The 15,973-nt window shown below is 59.8% G+C and carries 12 protein-coding genes; 2 read left to right on the forward strand and 10 right to left on the reverse strand.

All coding sequences use genetic code 11. The annotated features are described in order from the left end of the window. Positions 1–6: 6 nt before the first annotated feature. A complete protein-coding gene (locus VX159_RS08440; RefSeq protein ID WP_371322448.1) occupies positions 7–1,899 on the forward strand; it encodes a putative bifunctional diguanylate cyclase/phosphodiesterase in 1,893 nt (630 codons plus the stop codon). A 77-nt stretch (positions 1,900–1,976) separates the two neighbouring features. On the opposite strand, the gene VX159_RS08445 is transcribed toward VX159_RS08440, so the two are convergent. The 3 genes from VX159_RS08445 to VX159_RS08455 form a co-directional block, all read right to left on the reverse strand. Further along, on the reverse strand, positions 1,977–2,144 hold the full coding sequence (locus tag VX159_RS08445) for a hypothetical protein (protein WP_371322449.1): 168 nt from the start codon (positions 2,142–2,144) through the stop codon (positions 1,977–1,979). A 3-nt stretch (positions 2,145–2,147) separates the two neighbouring features. After that, positions 2,148–3,992: a translational GTPase TypA gene (gene typA / locus VX159_RS08450; RefSeq protein ID WP_371322450.1), complete on the reverse strand. Its 1,845-nt coding sequence runs from the start codon at positions 3,990–3,992 to the stop codon at positions 2,148–2,150. A 170-nt stretch (positions 3,993–4,162) separates the two neighbouring features. Beyond that, positions 4,163–4,492, reverse strand: a complete 330-nt coding sequence (locus VX159_RS08455) for a hypothetical protein (protein WP_371322451.1) — start codon at positions 4,490–4,492, stop codon at positions 4,163–4,165. A gap of 215 nt (positions 4,493–4,707) precedes the next feature. On the opposite strand from VX159_RS08455, the gene VX159_RS08460 reads away from it, so the two are divergent. Then, entirely contained in the window at positions 4,708–5,838 is a 1,131-nt protein-coding gene (locus tag VX159_RS08460; RefSeq protein ID WP_371322452.1) for a cytochrome c biogenesis protein CcdA, read from the forward strand. Between the two features lie 159 nt (positions 5,839–5,997). On the opposite strand, the gene VX159_RS08465 is transcribed toward VX159_RS08460, so the two are convergent. The 7 genes from VX159_RS08465 to VX159_RS08495 are packed head-to-tail and all read right to left on the reverse strand — an operon-like array spanning position 5,998 to position 15,951. Next, positions 5,998–6,855, reverse strand: a complete 858-nt coding sequence (locus VX159_RS08465; protein WP_371322453.1) for a hypothetical protein — start codon at positions 6,853–6,855, stop codon at positions 5,998–6,000. Further along, entirely contained in the window at positions 6,855–8,948 is a 2,094-nt protein-coding gene (locus VX159_RS08470) for an AAA family ATPase (RefSeq protein WP_371322454.1), read from the reverse strand. Before VX159_RS08470 ends, VX159_RS08465 begins: the two co-directional genes overlap by 1 nt. Next, positions 8,941–9,951 (reverse strand): ImmA/IrrE family metallo-endopeptidase, encoded by a 1,011-nt coding sequence (locus VX159_RS08475; protein WP_371322455.1) that lies wholly within the window; start codon positions 9,949–9,951, stop codon positions 8,941–8,943. The genes VX159_RS08470 and VX159_RS08475 overlap by 8 nt, the downstream gene beginning before the upstream one ends. Positions 9,952–9,955: 4 nt before the next feature. Then, positions 9,956–11,095, reverse strand: coding sequence for a hypothetical protein (locus VX159_RS08480; protein WP_371322456.1), 1,140 nt, complete (start codon positions 11,093–11,095; stop codon positions 9,956–9,958). 13 nt (positions 11,096–11,108) lie between these two features. Next, entirely contained in the window at positions 11,109–13,091 is a 1,983-nt protein-coding gene (locus VX159_RS08485) for a restriction endonuclease subunit S (RefSeq protein WP_371322457.1), read from the reverse strand. Further along, positions 13,091–14,140, reverse strand: a complete 1,050-nt coding sequence (locus VX159_RS08490) for a YhcG family protein (protein WP_371322458.1) — start codon at positions 14,138–14,140, stop codon at positions 13,091–13,093. Before VX159_RS08490 ends, VX159_RS08485 begins: the two co-directional genes overlap by 1 nt. Further along, positions 14,137–15,951, reverse strand: coding sequence for an N-6 DNA methylase (locus VX159_RS08495; protein ID WP_371322459.1), 1,815 nt, complete (start codon positions 15,949–15,951; stop codon positions 14,137–14,139). The genes VX159_RS08490 and VX159_RS08495 overlap by 4 nt, the downstream gene beginning before the upstream one ends. Positions 15,952–15,973: the final 22 nt, after the last annotated feature.

Genomic DNA, 15,973 nt, shown 5'->3' on the forward strand with positions numbered 1-15,973 from the left:
CAGTCGATGCCCACCAGCGCCAGCCAGCCACTCCCCCGGCCGACAACTGCGGCTCCGCGCTGGCTCCTGCTGACCGCCGCCTTGGCCGGACTGTTGCTGGCCTGGCTGGGGCGCAGCGATCAGCACTGGATCGCCGAAGCCCTCTTTTTGGGCAGCCTGGGCGCCCTGTGCTGGCTGGCCTTCAGCGAATGGCGGAGCCTGCATCGCAACGCCCAGGCCTATGCCCTGGCCATGCAGGCGGCCCACGACGGTTTCTGGGAATGGGACCCGCGCAGCAAGAAACTGCAGGTCGGAGCCCGACTGCTTGAAATTCTCGGCTACCGCGAGGATTTTCTCCCCGACACCCACGCCTGGCTGGAGATCGTTCACCCTGACGACCGTGCCCATTACAACCGGGCGGTGGCCGACCACCTCAAAGGCCGGAGCGAGCATTTCTATTGCGAATACCGGGTCCGCGCCAGCGACGGCAGTTTTCGCTGGATCGGCTCGCGCGGGATCGCCGTGCGCGACCCGCAAGGCCGTGCCTACCAGATGGTCGGCTCGGTCAGCGACATCACCGAGCGCCGCCGCTATCAGGACAACCTCGAATTCCTCGCCCATCACGACAGCCTGACCGGCCTGCCCAACCGCCTTGAACTGGCACGCACGCTGCCGCCACAGATCGTCGCCGCCAACGCGGGCAACACGCTGCTGGCACTGTTTTTCATCGACCTCGACCGGTTCAAGGACATCAACGACACCCTCGGCCACCGTGCCGGCGACCTGCTGCTGCAAGGCGTTGCCCAACGGCTGGGACAATTGTTCGGCAACCAGTGCCAGCTATTCCGCCAGGGGGGCGACGAGTTCATCGCCCTGCTCCCCGGCTGCCCCGACATTGCCGCTGCGCTGAGCTTTGGCGAAGCGCTGCGCGAGGCGATTGCCCGCCCCTTTGCCGGACACGATGCCGATTTCTTCACCGGAGCCAGCATCGGCCTCAGCCTCTGCCCGCTCGATGCGGCCGACGGCGAAACCCTGCTGCGCAACGCCGACACCGCGATGTACACGGCCAAGGCCGCCGGCGGCAACGCGCTACGGCAATACCAGCCAGAGATGAACCAGCGCCTGCGCCAGCGCATGGAACTCGAAAGCGCCTTGCGCCAGGCGATCCAGCACAACGAACTGGAATTGCATTTCCAGCCCAAGATCGAGCTTGCCGGCGACCGGCTCTGCGGCGCCGAAGCCCTGCTGCGCTGGCGCCACGCCGGCCGCCTGATCCCGCCCGACCAGTTCATCCCGGTCGCTGAAGACAGCGGGCTGATCCTCGAAATCGGCGACTGGGTCACCGCCCGCTGCCTGGAACACGCCCGCGACTGGCAACAGCGAGGCGCCAGCCCGCTGCCCCTGGCGATCAACCTTTCGCCGCGCCAGTTCTGGCGCCGCCGGCCAGCCCAGGAAATCCTCGCCCGCCTGGCCACCAGCGGCCTCCCGCCCTCGGTGCTGGAGGTCGAAGTCACCGAATCGCTGCTGCTCAATGCCGACAGCGGGGCCACCGAAGAACTGGAAGCCTTGCGCCGGGCCGGCATTCGCGTCGCCCTTGACGACTTTGGCACCGGCTACTCGTCGCTCTCCTATTTGCAGCGCCTGCCGATCGGGGTGCTGAAAATCGACAAATCCTTCATCCGCGCACTCGATACTGCCGATCAGGGAGAAAACCGGCGAGCCGGCGAACTGGTCCGGGCGATCATCGCGATGGCGCACAGCCTGTCGCTCAGCGTGGTTGCCGAAGGCGTCGAAACGCCAGTGCAGCTGGCCGAACTCAGGGACCTCGGCTGCGACATCGTGCAGGGCTATTTCTACAGCCGACCGCTACCCGCCGAAGAGTTCTTCCAGCGCTATCTGGCCCCGGGCAAAACCTGCTGATTGCCGGAAAAACCGGCTCCGCACACGGTCGACCGTGAAAAATCGCATTTTTCACCGCCCGGTGGCGGTCGTCCCGGCTAGGGATAGACGCTGCACATGCCCGGCGGCATCGCAACCGGATCGGTCAGCCAGCCGAGCAAGCTGAAAAACAGCGCCAGCAACAATAAAAAGGCGACCCGCCGGGTCGCCTTGGGATGCTGCTGCCGCCAGTGCCGGAAATGACTCCGGCAAGGCGCGCAGAACATGGCTTATGCGCCTTCGCGCAGAGCGCGCTTGCGCTCGTTTTCGGTCAGGTGACGCTTGCGCAGACGGATCGACTTCGGCGTCAGTTCAACCAGTTCGTCGTCGGCGATGAATTCGACGGCGGATTCCAGGCTCAACTGGACCGGCGGCACCAGGCGGACGGCTTCGTCAGTACCAGAAGCGCGAACGTTGGTCAGCTGCTTGCCCTTGATCGGGTTCACGACCAGATCGTTTTCACGGCTGTGGATACCGATGATCATGCCTTCGTACAGCTTTTCGCCCGGGCTGACGAACATCCGGCCGCGATCCTGCAGCTTCCACAGCGCGTAGGCCACGGCTTCGCCGTTATCCTGCGACACCAGCACGCCATTGCGACGCTCGGCAACGTTGCCTTCCTTGACCGGGGCGTACTCGTCGAAAACGTGACTCATCAGGCCGTTACCACGGGTCAGGTTCATGAACTCGCCCTGGAAACCGATCAGGCCACGCGCCGGGATGCGGTACTCGATACGGACGCGACCGCGACCGTCCGGCACCATGTCCTGCAGCTCGCCCTTACGCAGGCCGAGGCTTTCCATCACGCCGCCCTGGGTGTCTTCCTCGACGTCGACGGTCAGCATTTCGTACGGCTCGCACTCGACGCCGTTGATCACCTTCTTGACCACGCGCGGGCGGCCAACCGCCAGTTCGTAGCCTTCGCGGCGCATGTTTTCCAGCAGGATGCCGAGGTGCAGTTCGCCACGGCCGGCCACGTCGAAGACGTCGCCGTTCGGGGTGTCATGCACGCGCAGCGCCATGTTGGTCAGCAGTTCTTTGTGCAGGCGGTCGCGGATCTGGCGGCTGGTCACGAACTTGCCTTCGGTACCGGCCAGCGGGCTGGTGTTAACCATGAACTGCATCGACAGGGTCGGCTCGTCGATCTTGAGCAGCGGCAGCGCTTCCGGCTGGTCCGGGTCGGTCACGGTGCAGCCCAGCACCAGATCTTCGATACCGGTGATCTGGACGATGTCGCCGGCCAGACCTTCGGCCATCTCAACCTTGTTCAGGCCCTTGTAGCCGAACACCTGACCAATCTTGGCCTTGATCGGGTTGCGATCGTGCTCGGCAGCCTCTTCGTCGGTCCCGAACATGACCATCACGTTCTGGCCGGTCTTGACGCGGCCGCGAATGATCTTGCCGACGCCGATACGGCCGACGTAGGAAGAATAATCCAGCGCAGTGATCTGCAGCTGCAGCGGCGCATCGACATCGGCATCCGGTGCCGGCACGTGGCGCAGGATGGTGTCGAACAGCGGCTTCATGTTCTCGCGCGGCTGGTCGAGTTCCATCGCCGCCCAGCCGTTGAGGCCGGAAGCGTAGACGATCGGGAAATCCAGCTGTTCGTCGGTGGCACCCAGCTTGTCGAACAGGTCGAAAGTCAGGTTGACGGCGTTGTCCGGATCGGCGCCGTCACGGTCCACCTTGTTCACCAGCACGATCGGACGCAGGCCTTGCGCCAGCGCCTTCTTGGTCACAAAGCGGGTCTGCGGCATCGGGCCTTCGGCCGCATCCACCAGCAGCACCACGCCATCGACCATGCCCAGCACGCGCTCGACTTCACCGCCGAAGTCCGCGTGGCCCGGGGTATCGACGATGTTGATGTGAATACCTTCGTATTCGACGGCGGTGTTCTTGGAAAGAATGGTGATGCCGCGCTCTTTTTCCAGATCGTTCGAGTCCATCACACAATCGACCACCTGCTGGTGGGCGGCGAAGGTACCGGATTGGCGGAGCAGTTGGTCAACCAGCGTGGTTTTGCCGTGGTCAACGTGGGCAATGATGGCGATGTTGCGGATCGGGCGAACGGACATGGGAGTGGATTTGGCCAGAAAAATCAAAGGCGCGATTCTAACACCCTGTGCTGCGGCGCAGCATCCCGCAGCAAAAAAAAGCCGACCAAAACGGTCGGACCGGGGTCTGCTTACCACACCCGGCGCCCGCCGGGCAGCGCCGGACCGGTGTCGGCGCCGCTACCGCCGCCTCAGGAAAAACCATCCTCCAGCGCCGCATCCCGCCGCTGGCGCAGCCCTTCCGGCATGTGCAAGGTAGCGCGATCCCAGCCCTCCAGCGTCAGCACCTGGTCGAGACATTGCTCCATCCGCGCATGCGCCTCGCGTGCCGCCTCGGCAATGCAGCGGTGCACCTCGGACGCATTTTCCGGGCCATTCAAACAGGCCTCCTGATAAGCGATCAACTCGCGCAACAGGCGAATTTCCTTGGCCACCTGCGCCGGACAGGCGCACATATAGACCATTCCCTCTTCGACAATCCGCTCCAGATCATCAGACGAAAAGCGTTGCAGATAGCTCACGATCAACTCCATCCAAATAAACACTCCGGAACTCCCCGCATCGCCGCAGCAACCGGGGGAGCGCCAGTATACCCACCACCCCGCGCCGCCGGCCGGGCAAAAACCGGGCAAATTCACGGTCGACCGTAGTCATGGCCCTATTTGCCAAGACCGCGACTGTAAGAAAGCGGGCATCGAAGCGACTAACCGGTACATCACCTGCCAAATGTCTCATCATGCCCGACCCCATCGCTTTTTCCTCCCTCGCCCTCAGCCTGCTCGCCGGCAGCCTGACCACCCTGTCGCCCTGTGTTTTCCCGCTCTTGCCGCTGGTGCTGGGCGGTGCCGTCCAGGCCAACCGGCGGGCGCCGCTGGCAATGGGGCTGGGCATGGTACTGTCGTTTGCCAGCATCGGCATGCTGGTCGGCGCCCTCGGTCCGGCGCTCGGCATCGACCCCGACCAGGTCCGCCTGGCCGGCGGCTGGCTGCTCCTGGCCTTTGGCCTGGTCATGCTGATCCCCGCGCTGAATGAACGTTTCAACACCTGGCTGCTGCCGCTGGCCAGCCAGGCCAACGCCGCCGGCAGCAAGTTCGATCAGGGCTCGCTCGGCGGTGCGCTCTTGCTCGGCGCCCTGCTCGGCCTGATCTGGAGCCCCTGCTCCGGCCCCTTGCTGGCCTCGGCCCTGCCCCTGGTCGCCAGCGAAGGCGGCGTACTGCGCGGCGGCCTGATCCTCGGCCTGTTTGGAATCGGCGCCGCGATCCCGCTGGTCGCCGTCGCCTACGCCTCGCGCAGCGGCTTCAACCGCGCGCGGCTGGGTGCTGGGCCACATCGGCGCGATCAAAACCGGCTTTGGCCTGCTCATCCTGCTGCTCGGCCTCGCCATCCTCAGCGGCGCCGACAAATGGCTGGAAGCCCGCCTCCTCGCCCTGCTCCCCGACGCCTGGATCAATCTCAGTATCCGCTACTAAACCCGATGGAGAACACCATGCAACGCCACCTGCCCGCCGCCTTCACCCTGCTTGCCCTCTTTGCCCAGACCAACCCCGCCCAAGCCCTCGAAATCGAAGCCTACCGGCCCGAACGCTTTGCCCAGCTGCAACAAAGCCAAGCCAGCGTCGCCCTGCACTTCCACGCCGACTGGTGCCCCACCTGCCGCGCCCAGCAAAAGGTGTTCAACGGCTGGCAAGGCGACCCCAGCGTCCCCGGCACCCTGCTCGTCGTCGACTACGACAAAGCCCGCGACCTGCGCCGGCAAATGAGCGTGCGCAGCCAGTCGACCGTGATCAGCTTCAAAGGCAAGGAAGAAAAAGCCCGGCTGGCGGGGGAAACGGAGGCTGGGGCGTTGCGAAGGGTGTTGGGGGAGTGAGGGGCGGCCGGTCGGTTTCTCTAGCCGTCCGCAGACCAAGATGGCATCGCTTAATCATCAAATGCTCGGTGAAAATTCAGCGATTGCCACACGAAGGAGCTCTCCTACTGCCACTATTCGCATCTGCCTTGACAGCGGCGGTAGTTCTCTTGCGTACATTCATCCCATCAATCTGGAAAGTTGCGGGTCATTGCGCATCAACAAGCACCAACGGGCTACCGCCGAGAGTTCGGCTGCAGGGTTGGTCATCTCGCGCACGCGGGCGCAAACTTCGATCAGTTTCGCCTTGGCCGCTGGGTTATTACCTGCGCGACAACGGGCTTTGGCGTTTGTATAGTCATCGATCAAGTCGCCCACTTTCTGCCACACCTTGCGACGGGCTTCTGCCAGCGGTACATGCTCATTGAGCTTGAGCCGTTTTACCGTCTCGCTGACGCGCTCCCGCTCCCATTCCGAAGAACCGGGCGTAGGAATAACCTTGCCTTCTTCATCGAAGGCAATCAGCGACACATCGTCGTCATCAATCGGGTCAAGCAGGTAACGCGTTTCAGATTCTTCGCATTGCAGGGTATGCGTGGAGCACAGTGAGCCATTCTTGAGCGGAAACCAACCGCCTTTCTTGCGGTTACCGACATTGCCGCAGATGCGGAAATTCATATAATCGAAAGCCAGCCACCAATAGCCATCGCGCAGGCTGGCATCCAAGGCCTTGGCCTCCTTCTTGGGGCGAAAATGCTCCACGTCATAGTGCGAGTAAAGCTCGCGCACTTCTGAAAACCAGCATTTGCCAGCCGACAACGCCAACAACCATTCCTTCAAGGCACCCCAGTGAGTGCTATTGGCGTCAATCAGCGCGTTGCGTTCAGCACGCTTGCCGGCTGCATCCAGGATGGCCAGATCGGCCACCAATTGGACAGACTTTGCCTGCCAGGCATCCCACTGCTCTGGCGTCCATGGCTTCCAATTCGGGATATCGGTATCGGTAGGACGCTTGCGCCCCAGGTCAATCCAGATCACTAGCGACCCTCCTCACGCAATATTTCGTCGATGATAGAGTCGGCGATACGGTCCTGCTCAGCTCGCTCCTCGGGCGTCAGCACGGGTTTTCGGAAGCGCCGGTGTTGCGCCATCTTGCGCACAAACAGTGCGTAATCCGGGTCGCGGAAATCGGCGTTCGAAAAACCCAGATCTGCCAACCCAGCAGACAGGCGGCTCAGCTCGGCATCTTCCTCGGGTGTGCGCGGCGATTTCACGAACAACTCGTTGCGGCGGAACAAACGCCGCTCGGTTTCGCTATCCAGAGTGGATGAGAGCCCGAACAGCTCGCTCTTGAGCAGCCCGGTCACCCCCATACCCTGCGGGTGCTCATCAGGCACATCGACCACTGTGCGCTCGCCATCACGGCGCAGGATATGAACCTGCTCACGCTTGAGGCTGCCCAGCATCATCGGATCGTGGGTCGTAATCAGGATTTGCGACCCACCTTGCGCCAGCGTGGCAGCATCCGAGGCCAGCACGCCTTCAATGTCGTCGAAATAGCGCAGTTTCCAGATTGGGTTCAGGTGGGTATCCGGCTCGTCGAGCAGGAACAGACAATGATCGTCTCGGGTGATACGCATCAGGCCCAGCACGGTGAGCATTTGCAGTTCTCCCTCGGAGAGCTGGGTGAAACTTACCTTACCGCCGTGCTCATCGCGTTTCTTGACGGTGATACGCACTTCGTCGATCAGGTCGCCGACATAAGCGCCCTCGGCGTAGCGGAAGAAACTGTGAATGCCGCCGACCAGCTCACCCAGTTGCTTGAGCTTGTCCTGGCTGGGAACAAACAGGTAGAGCTGCTTCTGTTTCTCGCTGCGACCACGGAAATCGATCTGCTTGGTTGCCTCCTGCTCAATCGGTGCCCAGGCCACTTGCCAGAGTTTGTCGAGGAACTCACTGACCACATTGCCACGTGCATACCAGAAGCGCGGATCTCCTTCGTTCAGCTCCAGCTCGTCGAACTTGCCGCCACGGCGCTTTTCGCGCAGGCGGTGTGGCTCCTTCAGCACAAACAAGGCCGACTCCAGCGATTCAATGTGCAGATTCTTGAGCACCTTCTGAAATACCGGATCGTCGGAGAGCAAACAAGCCAGCAGTACCAACTGGCTATGGCCACCCCGGCAATAGAACAGGCGGCGCAGGCGGTCGTCGCCAAACTGGTTGCGCGTCTTGTGTTCTTCACGCCGTCTAATTGCCTCGACAGTACGAATATCTGCTTCACTGGCAGAAAACTGGGCCAAAAAACGCTCCGGTAGCGTTTCCTCAGTAGTAATTTCCTGGCGTCGATTAAAGCGCCGCTGATGCTCCTGAAACAGCGCCTCAATACGCTCATTGCGCCCCGAGTAGTAGGCAAAAATGTGCGATGGCAGCAGCTCCTTGTTCTTCAGCAAATAGCCTTGCGATTGCGCACGGCCATCGACCCAGACATAGGGGCGCCGCTGCTCTGCGGTCTTCGCCTGTAATTGAACCAGATGGCCACGGATTCGGTAGCTCAGCGTGTAGTCAAAAGCCGCATCCCGATCCAGATCAACATCACGAAAAATGGTGATGATGGCTTCGATCAAATTGGATTTCCCGGTGCCGTTCTGGCCAATCACCGCATGGCTAGAGATACGCTTGGGGGCATCCCCATCGAAGGCTGGTGAGCCATAGGCAGAAAACTGAATATCCAGATCACGCAAATTCTTGAACTGCGGAAGCTGCAAGTGCTGCAAATGCAGGCCTTGCAGCGGCAAATGCGCAGCTACCCGGTCTACCAGATCGTCGAGCCCCAAGACCCACTGCGAATTGATCGCAAATTTGCGTTGCCCCTGCTTGGCCACCGTCTCCCACAGCCAATTGGCAATGCGGTGTGCGGGGGCTTCAGGGGCGAATGACACGCCCCAATCCAGATTTTGCGTCCCCCCCGCGAACCCCAGGCGACGTTTGCTCAGGCGCTGTAGCGCGCAGCCATCGCCCATCAGCACATCCTGCGCCGCCCACGCTGCCAGTGCTTCATCCCGATCAGCATCATCGGCAAAGCGCAAATTAACGATAAACGGGGAGGATCCCGTATGCATTCCTTTAGCCATCTCTTTCCTGCCATTCGTTTTGCAGTTGTGCCGCCCATGCCCAGGCATCATTTGGCGGCGGCCCGAGCGCCCGCTCCGTTTGCTCATAAAGCTTGCCCAGACGCACCAGCGGTGGCGGATGGTGCTTGCAAGGGGTTATCGCCCCCACGGCTTCCAAACGTGCCATCAGGCGAAAGAAGGCAGCAATGAACAACAGGTTGTTCCACATCACTTCAGGGCCTTCGGTATGGGCCAGCAAACATGAGAGTGCGAAGGCGTCAGCATCCAGTTCCATCGTTTGTTCGGCACTCACGTCCGAATATTGAGGAGACTCATAAACGACCCGTCCCTGTCCGGGCAAAAAACGCATCCGCCAGTGGCCCACGTGTCCTAGTACAACATGCCCCAATTCGTGCAAAGCAACAAAGCGAAGGAGCACGCTACCGACCGCTCCTCCCTGCACCGCATAGGCGTCATTTGCATGGTGTTTGCGCCCATTCCAGGCTGCGTGCAATTGGCGCTGACTTTGGGCCAGATAGACTTCCTCTGCCGACTGATAAGTGGCCAAGCTGCCAATCTCATCACCATCGGCGGCCCGAAGAAATGCCTCTGCCAGTAAACAACTTACCCAAAACAATCCCAGATTAATGCCGATAATTTTTTCATGAGGGGCATGGGCAACTGCCTCGGCAAAAGCATTGCTGGTCATATAGGGAATGAACCCCAGTGCCAGGCGGTTCAATGTCTCAGATTGCTGCTCTCCCACATATCTAGCCAAATCTTCAAATAGGTTGCTCTCAGTCCGCTTCAGCCAGTGGTAAATGTCGTCACCGTGTTGCGCCATTTCATCACGATGATCCACGCCATAACGCTCATCAACCATCTGGGCGAGTGCTTGTTTTTTAGCATTATCGAGTAGTTTTACACCGGACTCGGCCAGGCTGCGGTACACCACCGAGCCCGGCTCACCTAGTGTAGCGGCTTGTAAAAAGGCCAAATAGTCTTGAGCATTCCTGTTCGACATCAGGTCAATCTCCTGCTCGTGCCAGCCAGACTGGTGGCACATATTGGCGAAATACCTTGCGCAAATTGAGGAGCGTCGGCCAGGTATGTGTCTCCAATCGCTCAAAATCGGCCTTGATTTCCTCTTCGCTACCGAAGGGACGGTAGTGCTTGGCACAAAATGCTGCGCCAGTTTCCATGCCTGCCACGAACATCTTTAGATCTCGCACCTCCCAGACACTGGCCAGCCCCTCCAGGAAACATTCAGTGCGTATTTGGGGCAAATGGTAGCCAGCACGATAATCGGCAGACTGAACCTGTTCCTCGAAAACATTGAAGGTAAGCAGAGCTAAAAATGCCATCAACTCACACCAGTAAGGCAGATTGTCTTCGTTGACCTCACCCAGCATGCCGATGCTCAAGGCTTTTGCCATGAAAACCCCGGCATAAATATCGGCATCTACCTCCACGGCACGGCGATGATGATCAGCACCCGTACCTTTTTCTCCCTTCCCGGTGTGCAGGGGACGCAAACTCCGATTTTCGCGCAGGCTGCCAACCCCCAGCGTCTCCGCCGCCCAGGCATTGTGGCCACGAATGATGTGTGCAAACTCGTGATAGAACACCACCAGCGCGGACAGCATGGCCAGATTCATTGCCAACTGGAAACGCTCCGGGTCACGAGGCTGATTGGCCAGCGGCACCTCCGACCAGGCTGACTGACAGGTCGTCAAATCCCCCAGTTCCGGCCACACCTCGGCACAGGTAAATGCGCGCAACACGCGATCAGCCAGCCTTACGAAAACGCCAGGGCGGAGCACCATCAAATGCGGCGCCTGGGTCTCATCCACCTCCCCCAGCGTGGTGACGAAAGCGTCAAACTCGCCGATCCCACCCCGCAACAACACCAGCAGGCTCAAGGGCTCAAGCGCCGCTATAGCCTGCGGCGATTCCAGATGGTTGCACAGCATCTGGAACATGCCGCGCACGATGGCATCGGTATCGATAGCGGCGGCAGTTGCCAGATCGTTTGCCTGAGCCGACCACGCCGGCTCGAAAGCTTCCGCCACCTGCCGGTTAACAGGCAGGCTGTTCAGCAAGCGCCACAAGTTCTGGCGATCACCAATGGCCACCCCGTGCAGCAAGCTATCGTCCGGTGCGTTCATGAGCGGCTGGGTATCAGTCTTTCAGCTCGACCCGGGCCGGTTCGGGCTCAACAATCCAGCCATGCGCGACTTCGGTTTTCAACTGCTGATAAAAAGCGTCGATCTCGCCGCCGAAGCGCTGCCACAAATCCTTGGCCTCCATTTCCCCGTGATGCCGGGCCAGGATCGTGGCCAGCGGCGCCTGAGCCTTAATGTCGGGTGCCGTACCCAAGCGTAGCGGGGCGACCAGTTCGGTTTGCGGGGCTTTCATGGGTTCCTCTTCTGGTTCGGTGGTGATGCCGGTAAAGCTTGCCAGAGTTGCATCAGCCAGTAGTTCAGCCAGGTGCTGTTTCTTTTCCAACTGTTGATGCCAAAACTTGGCTTTTACGGTCAACGCATTCAGCTTGGCCAAAATCGCACGCTGCTCATCAAGCGGCGGAATTGGCATTGGAAAACTACGAAGCTGCGTCATGTTGATCGACGCCAAATTGGTTGTCTGCTTTGACGCCCCAGCAAAGTAGTCGCGGCCAAGGCCAGAATTGAATACAAGTTCGACCCACTCGTTGAGTAAGGATAAAGAAGGTACCCGCGCCTTGAAGACATGATTTTGGTGAAGGCAGTTATCGATACCACCTCTCCAAATGGCCGTGCGACCTACCTTGTCCCAATCACCGCCTTCCGTGATGAGCAAGTCGCCTTCTTGGACAAGGTACTTGTCCAGCTCCTCTTTTCCGATCTGGATCGTCTTCAGATTGGTCAGCTTGAAGAATCCACGCTGGACGTTGGCAACCGCCAGATACGGGCAAGTAACGACATCGCGCCCTCGTAAATCACGGCCTTTAGTGACACCACCGATCACCACAGCAACCTTATCGAATGGTGCAACTGCCCAATGCTCGGGATACACAACGTCCGAATCTGCAATGGAGATAAGCTTCTGGCGTCGCATCAAACCTGACGTGATGTATTGGTCGCGCAAATTATCGCAATCCGCCACGACTGCATCCACAGGCGAAACCGATGTCGATGGCAAGGAAAGCAAACCTCGGACCGCCATGTTCTTCAGTTCGGCGACCAACTCATCCACATCCTCCGGCGCATGAAAAAGCCGCCCGAAGTTGTCGGCCAGGCATGTCCAGGTGGTTTGCAGTTCGTGCGGGCTGGTGGCGCTGGCGACGGCTTGCAGGATGGACTGGCGCAGGCTGTTTTGCAGTTTGCGGCGAGCTTGCTGCTGTGTTTCCAGCTTGTCGCACAAGGCCATCAGTTCATCGACTTTGGCGACGATGCGGGATTGTTCTTCGGGCGAAGGAAAGAAGAGTTCGTAATTTTCAATATGCCCCTTAGTCAGATTATTGATTCCTATGCCTTTGCCTTGATCCGAGACGTAATCCCGGTATTGAGGTGATTGCATTACCACTCGAATGAATTCACACCGTAACGATGGCATGGGGCGAAATGCACCACAAAATGCCCCAAACCCGAACTCAGTATCTTCAAGGACCATTGCGGCCTTTCCAACTAAGCCTTTGCTTCCACTTGACATGGAAATAAGAACGTCACCAGCGCAAAGAATCTGCTCCTTATCAACAAGGTCAGATGGAACATAAACCAAGTCGTCAAACGAAATATTCGCCCCGATGTTATTGGCGCGAAGCAAGCCGGTCATCCCTTGCCCACCTGAGGCACGAGCGACAGCTTTGTTGTAAGTGACGCCCCGAATTAGCACACCAATTTGACCTAACCTAGCTTTAACCCAACCAGATGGCGCAGGGACTAGAAGTGTGCTCGCCGCGTCACGCCCCCCCGATGTACGGCGGTATCCGTTTGCCGCTTTATAGTCGGCGAGCTCCTGCTCAAGTTTTTTTAGGGAATCCGCAGCAAGGCTTTCGTTGACTTCAGATTGCTCGATCAAGCGCCCTGATACAGCCAGAGCTAACACCATCTCCCGCAACCGCGCCACGCCCCCCGGCGCATTCGCAATATGCCCAAACTCGGCCAAAAACTTCTGCGCGTCCATCAGGCGTCCTCCCCACGGTTTTCCAGGCGGGCGCGGGAACGGGTGATGGCTTCGTGCAGTTTGGCTTGCAGCACTTCCCGGGGGGGCAGGCTGGTGAGGTATTCGGCAATGTGGATGCCGCTGGCGTCCAGCTCCAGCAGTTCAACCTGCTCCTGCTTTTTGCCGCTGCACAGGATGATGCCTAGCGGTGGCGCCTCGCCCGGCTCCTGTTCGTGTTTGGCCAGCCAGCGCAGGTACAGCTCCATCTGGCCTTTGTCGGCGGCCTTGAAATCGCCCAGTTTGAGTTCAATGGCGACCAGCCGTTTCAGGCGGCGGTTGTAGAGCAGCAGGTCGATGTAAAAGTCGTCGTTGTCGATCTGGAGGCGCTTTTGCCGGGCAACAAAGGTAAAGCCGGCACCCAGCTCCAGCAGGAAGTTTTCCAGCTCGCGCAGGATGGCGTCTTCCAGGTCTTTTTCCAGATAGCGGTCTTGCAGGCCGAGGAAATCGAGTATGTAGGGGTCTTTCAGCACCAGTGCCGGGGTGAGGGTTCCGGTTTGGCGCAGGGTGGCCAGCTCTTGCTCCAGCAACTGCTCGGGCTGCCGGGAGAGGGCGGTGCGCTCGAAAAGCTGGGAGTCCAGCCGGTCTTGCAGGGTGCGGGTGCTCCAGCCTTCCTGCTGGCACATTTGCAGGTAGAAGTCGCGTTTGAGCGGGTTGTCGATGTAGATCAGGGTCTTGATGTGGGTCCAGCTCAATTGTCTCCGCACTGCGGAGACAATCTCTTGCGAGGGGATGGCTTCGGCAAAACGCAGCATGTGCCGCAGGTTTTTGGCGGAGAAGCCGCGCCCGTAGTCGGCTTCCAGTTGTTTCGCCAGTGCCTGGACAATCTGTTCGCCGTAGGTGGCGCGTTCGCTACCCAGTATTTCGGTGCGAATGCGGTGGCCGATGTGCCAGTACAGCATGGTCAGCGCACTGTTGACCGCCGCCGCCAGTTGCCCACGGCTTTGCTCGATCAGTTGGCGGATGTCGCCCAGCAGTTGCGGTGCGGCAGTCTCCGCTGCCGTGGGCTTCATGCTTCGGCCTCCGGGCTGAAATGGTGCGCCAGGGCGGCGGCCAGCTCGCTTTTGAGCTGATTTTCGGTCTCTTCGATTTCGCCCAGCAGCTTTTTGTATTTCTCCAGTAGCAGGTCGGGGTCGTGGGTTTCTTCTTCCGGGGCGTTGGGGTTTTTGAGGTCGAGGTTGAAGATCGGCCAGTAGAGGCGATCGCCGGCGGCTTGGGCGTCGCGGGCTTGCAGGCGCAGCGGTTCGGCCTTGGCGCGCAGTTCGGCAATCTGGGCGTCGATCTTTTCGCGGTAAGCGGTATCCGTGGTGCCGACCAGGCTCTTGCGCAAATCCCCCGCTTCGCCTTCCAGCGCAGCGGCCTGATTGTTCAGCTCGTCGGCGCGTTGCCAATGCGGCTGTGCAGCGGCCTCGGCCTGTTCGCGCTTGCTCTTGAAATCGACCTTCCAGGCCTTTTTGTCAGCGATATCTGGATCGTCGTTGTATTGCTCACGCTTGGCAAAGTTATCAGCTTCGTCTCCCCACCACTCTTTGATGGGATCGAACTCTTCAATCCGAATGGGCTTTGTTTTTGAGTAACTTTTGTATCCCGTAGGGTAAGGGTGCTCGTAGAACCAGATGGTGTCGGTGTGGAAGTGCTCGGTCCCGTCATCCACCGTGGCGCCCTTGGTGAAAAAGAGCAGGTTGGTCTTGATGGTGGTGTAGGGGGCAAAGACGCCTTTGGGCAGGCGGATGATGGTGTGCAGCTTGCAGTCACGCAGCAGCAGCTTTTTCAGCGCCCCCTTGATGCCCTCACCAAAGAGGAAGCCATCGGGCAGCACCACGGCGGCACGTCCGTTTTCCTTGAGCAGCTTCTTGATGATCAGCGCCATGAACATGTCGGCGGTTTCGCGGGTGCGCAGATCAGCCGGATAGTCGCTGCCAACGCCATCGTCTTCGTAACCACCAAAAGGCGGGTTGGTGATGATGCAGTCGACCTTGTCGTTGGCGTTCCACTCGTTCCAGCCAATGCCCAGGGTGTTGCGGTGCTTGATCTGGCTAGGCACGTCGATGCCATGCAACAGCATGTTGGTGGTGCATAGCAGGTGGGGGAGCTGCTTTTTTTCGATGCCGTGGATCAGGGTTTCAATGGCGCGTTTATCGTCGGCACTGGATTTGGTGGTGATCTGCTTGCGGAAGTGGTCGATGGCGGCGGTGAGGAAGCCGCCGGTGCCGCAGGCCGGGTCCATCACGGTTTCGCGCTTGTCCAGGCGCGGGTTGACGCGATCAGCCATGAAGGTGGTGATGGCGCGGGGGGTATAGAACTCGCCAGCATTGCCGGCGCCGCGCAGGTCGTTGAGCAGTTGCTCGTACACGTCGCCGAGCTGGGCGCGCTCCTTGAAGTCATCGAAATGAATGGCTTCTTCCAGTTTTTCGATGACGGCGAGCAACTGGGTGCCGGATTTCATGTAGTTGTTGGCGTCTTCAAAGACGCTGCGGATCACCGCCTGCTGCTCGCCGTGGGTGGCGTCCAGCTCTTTGAGCTGAGGGAAGAGCTGGTTATTGACGAAGCTGATGATCTCGCTGGGCGCAATCTGCGGCTGCTTTTTGCCGTCTTGATCCGGTACATACGCCGCCCAGTTTCGCCAGCGGAATTCGTCGGGTAGCGGGGAGGTGTACGACTTGCCCTGATCCTTGGCGTCGTCTTCCCATTCCCGCTCGCGCTGGTCGAATACTTTGAGGAAGAGCATCCAGGTGAGCTGGCCGAGGCGCTGGGCATCGCCGTCGACGCCGTCGTCTTTGCGCATGATGTCCTGGATGGATTTGATGGTGCTGCTGAGGTTCATTGTTTGGTACTCTGGTCGTTCA

Origin of the sequence: Dechloromonas sp. ZY10 (assembly GCF_041378895.1) — a bacterium.
Lineage (GTDB): Bacteria > Pseudomonadota > Gammaproteobacteria > Burkholderiales > Rhodocyclaceae > Azonexus > Azonexus aquae.

Coding starts and splice junctions, on each gene's coding strand:
- VX159_RS08440 (WP_371322448.1), top strand. CDS start 7: ATGCCCACCAGCGCCAGCCAGCCACTCCCCCGGCCGACAACTGCGGCT.
- VX159_RS08445 (WP_371322449.1), bottom strand. CDS start 2,144: ATGTTCTGCGCGCCTTGCCGGAGTCATTTCCGGCACTGGCGGCAGCAG.
- typA (WP_371322450.1), bottom strand. CDS start 3,992: ATGTCCGTTCGCCCGATCCGCAACATCGCCATCATTGCCCACGTTGAC.
- VX159_RS08460 (WP_371322452.1), top strand. CDS start 4,708: ATGCCCGACCCCATCGCTTTTTCCTCCCTCGCCCTCAGCCTGCTCGCC.
- VX159_RS08470 (WP_371322454.1), bottom strand. CDS start 8,948: ATGGCTAAAGGAATGCATACGGGATCCTCCCCGTTTATCGTTAATTTG.
- VX159_RS08475 (WP_371322455.1), bottom strand. CDS start 9,951: ATGTCGAACAGGAATGCTCAAGACTATTTGGCCTTTTTACAAGCCGCT.
- VX159_RS08480 (WP_371322456.1), bottom strand. CDS start 11,095: ATGAACGCACCGGACGATAGCTTGCTGCACGGGGTGGCCATTGGTGAT.
- VX159_RS08485 (WP_371322457.1), bottom strand. CDS start 13,091: ATGGACGCGCAGAAGTTTTTGGCCGAGTTTGGGCATATTGCGAATGCG.
- VX159_RS08490 (WP_371322458.1), bottom strand. CDS start 14,140: ATGAAGCCCACGGCAGCGGAGACTGCCGCACCGCAACTGCTGGGCGAC.
- VX159_RS08495 (WP_371322459.1), bottom strand. CDS start 15,951: ATGAACCTCAGCAGCACCATCAAATCCATCCAGGACATCATGCGCAAA.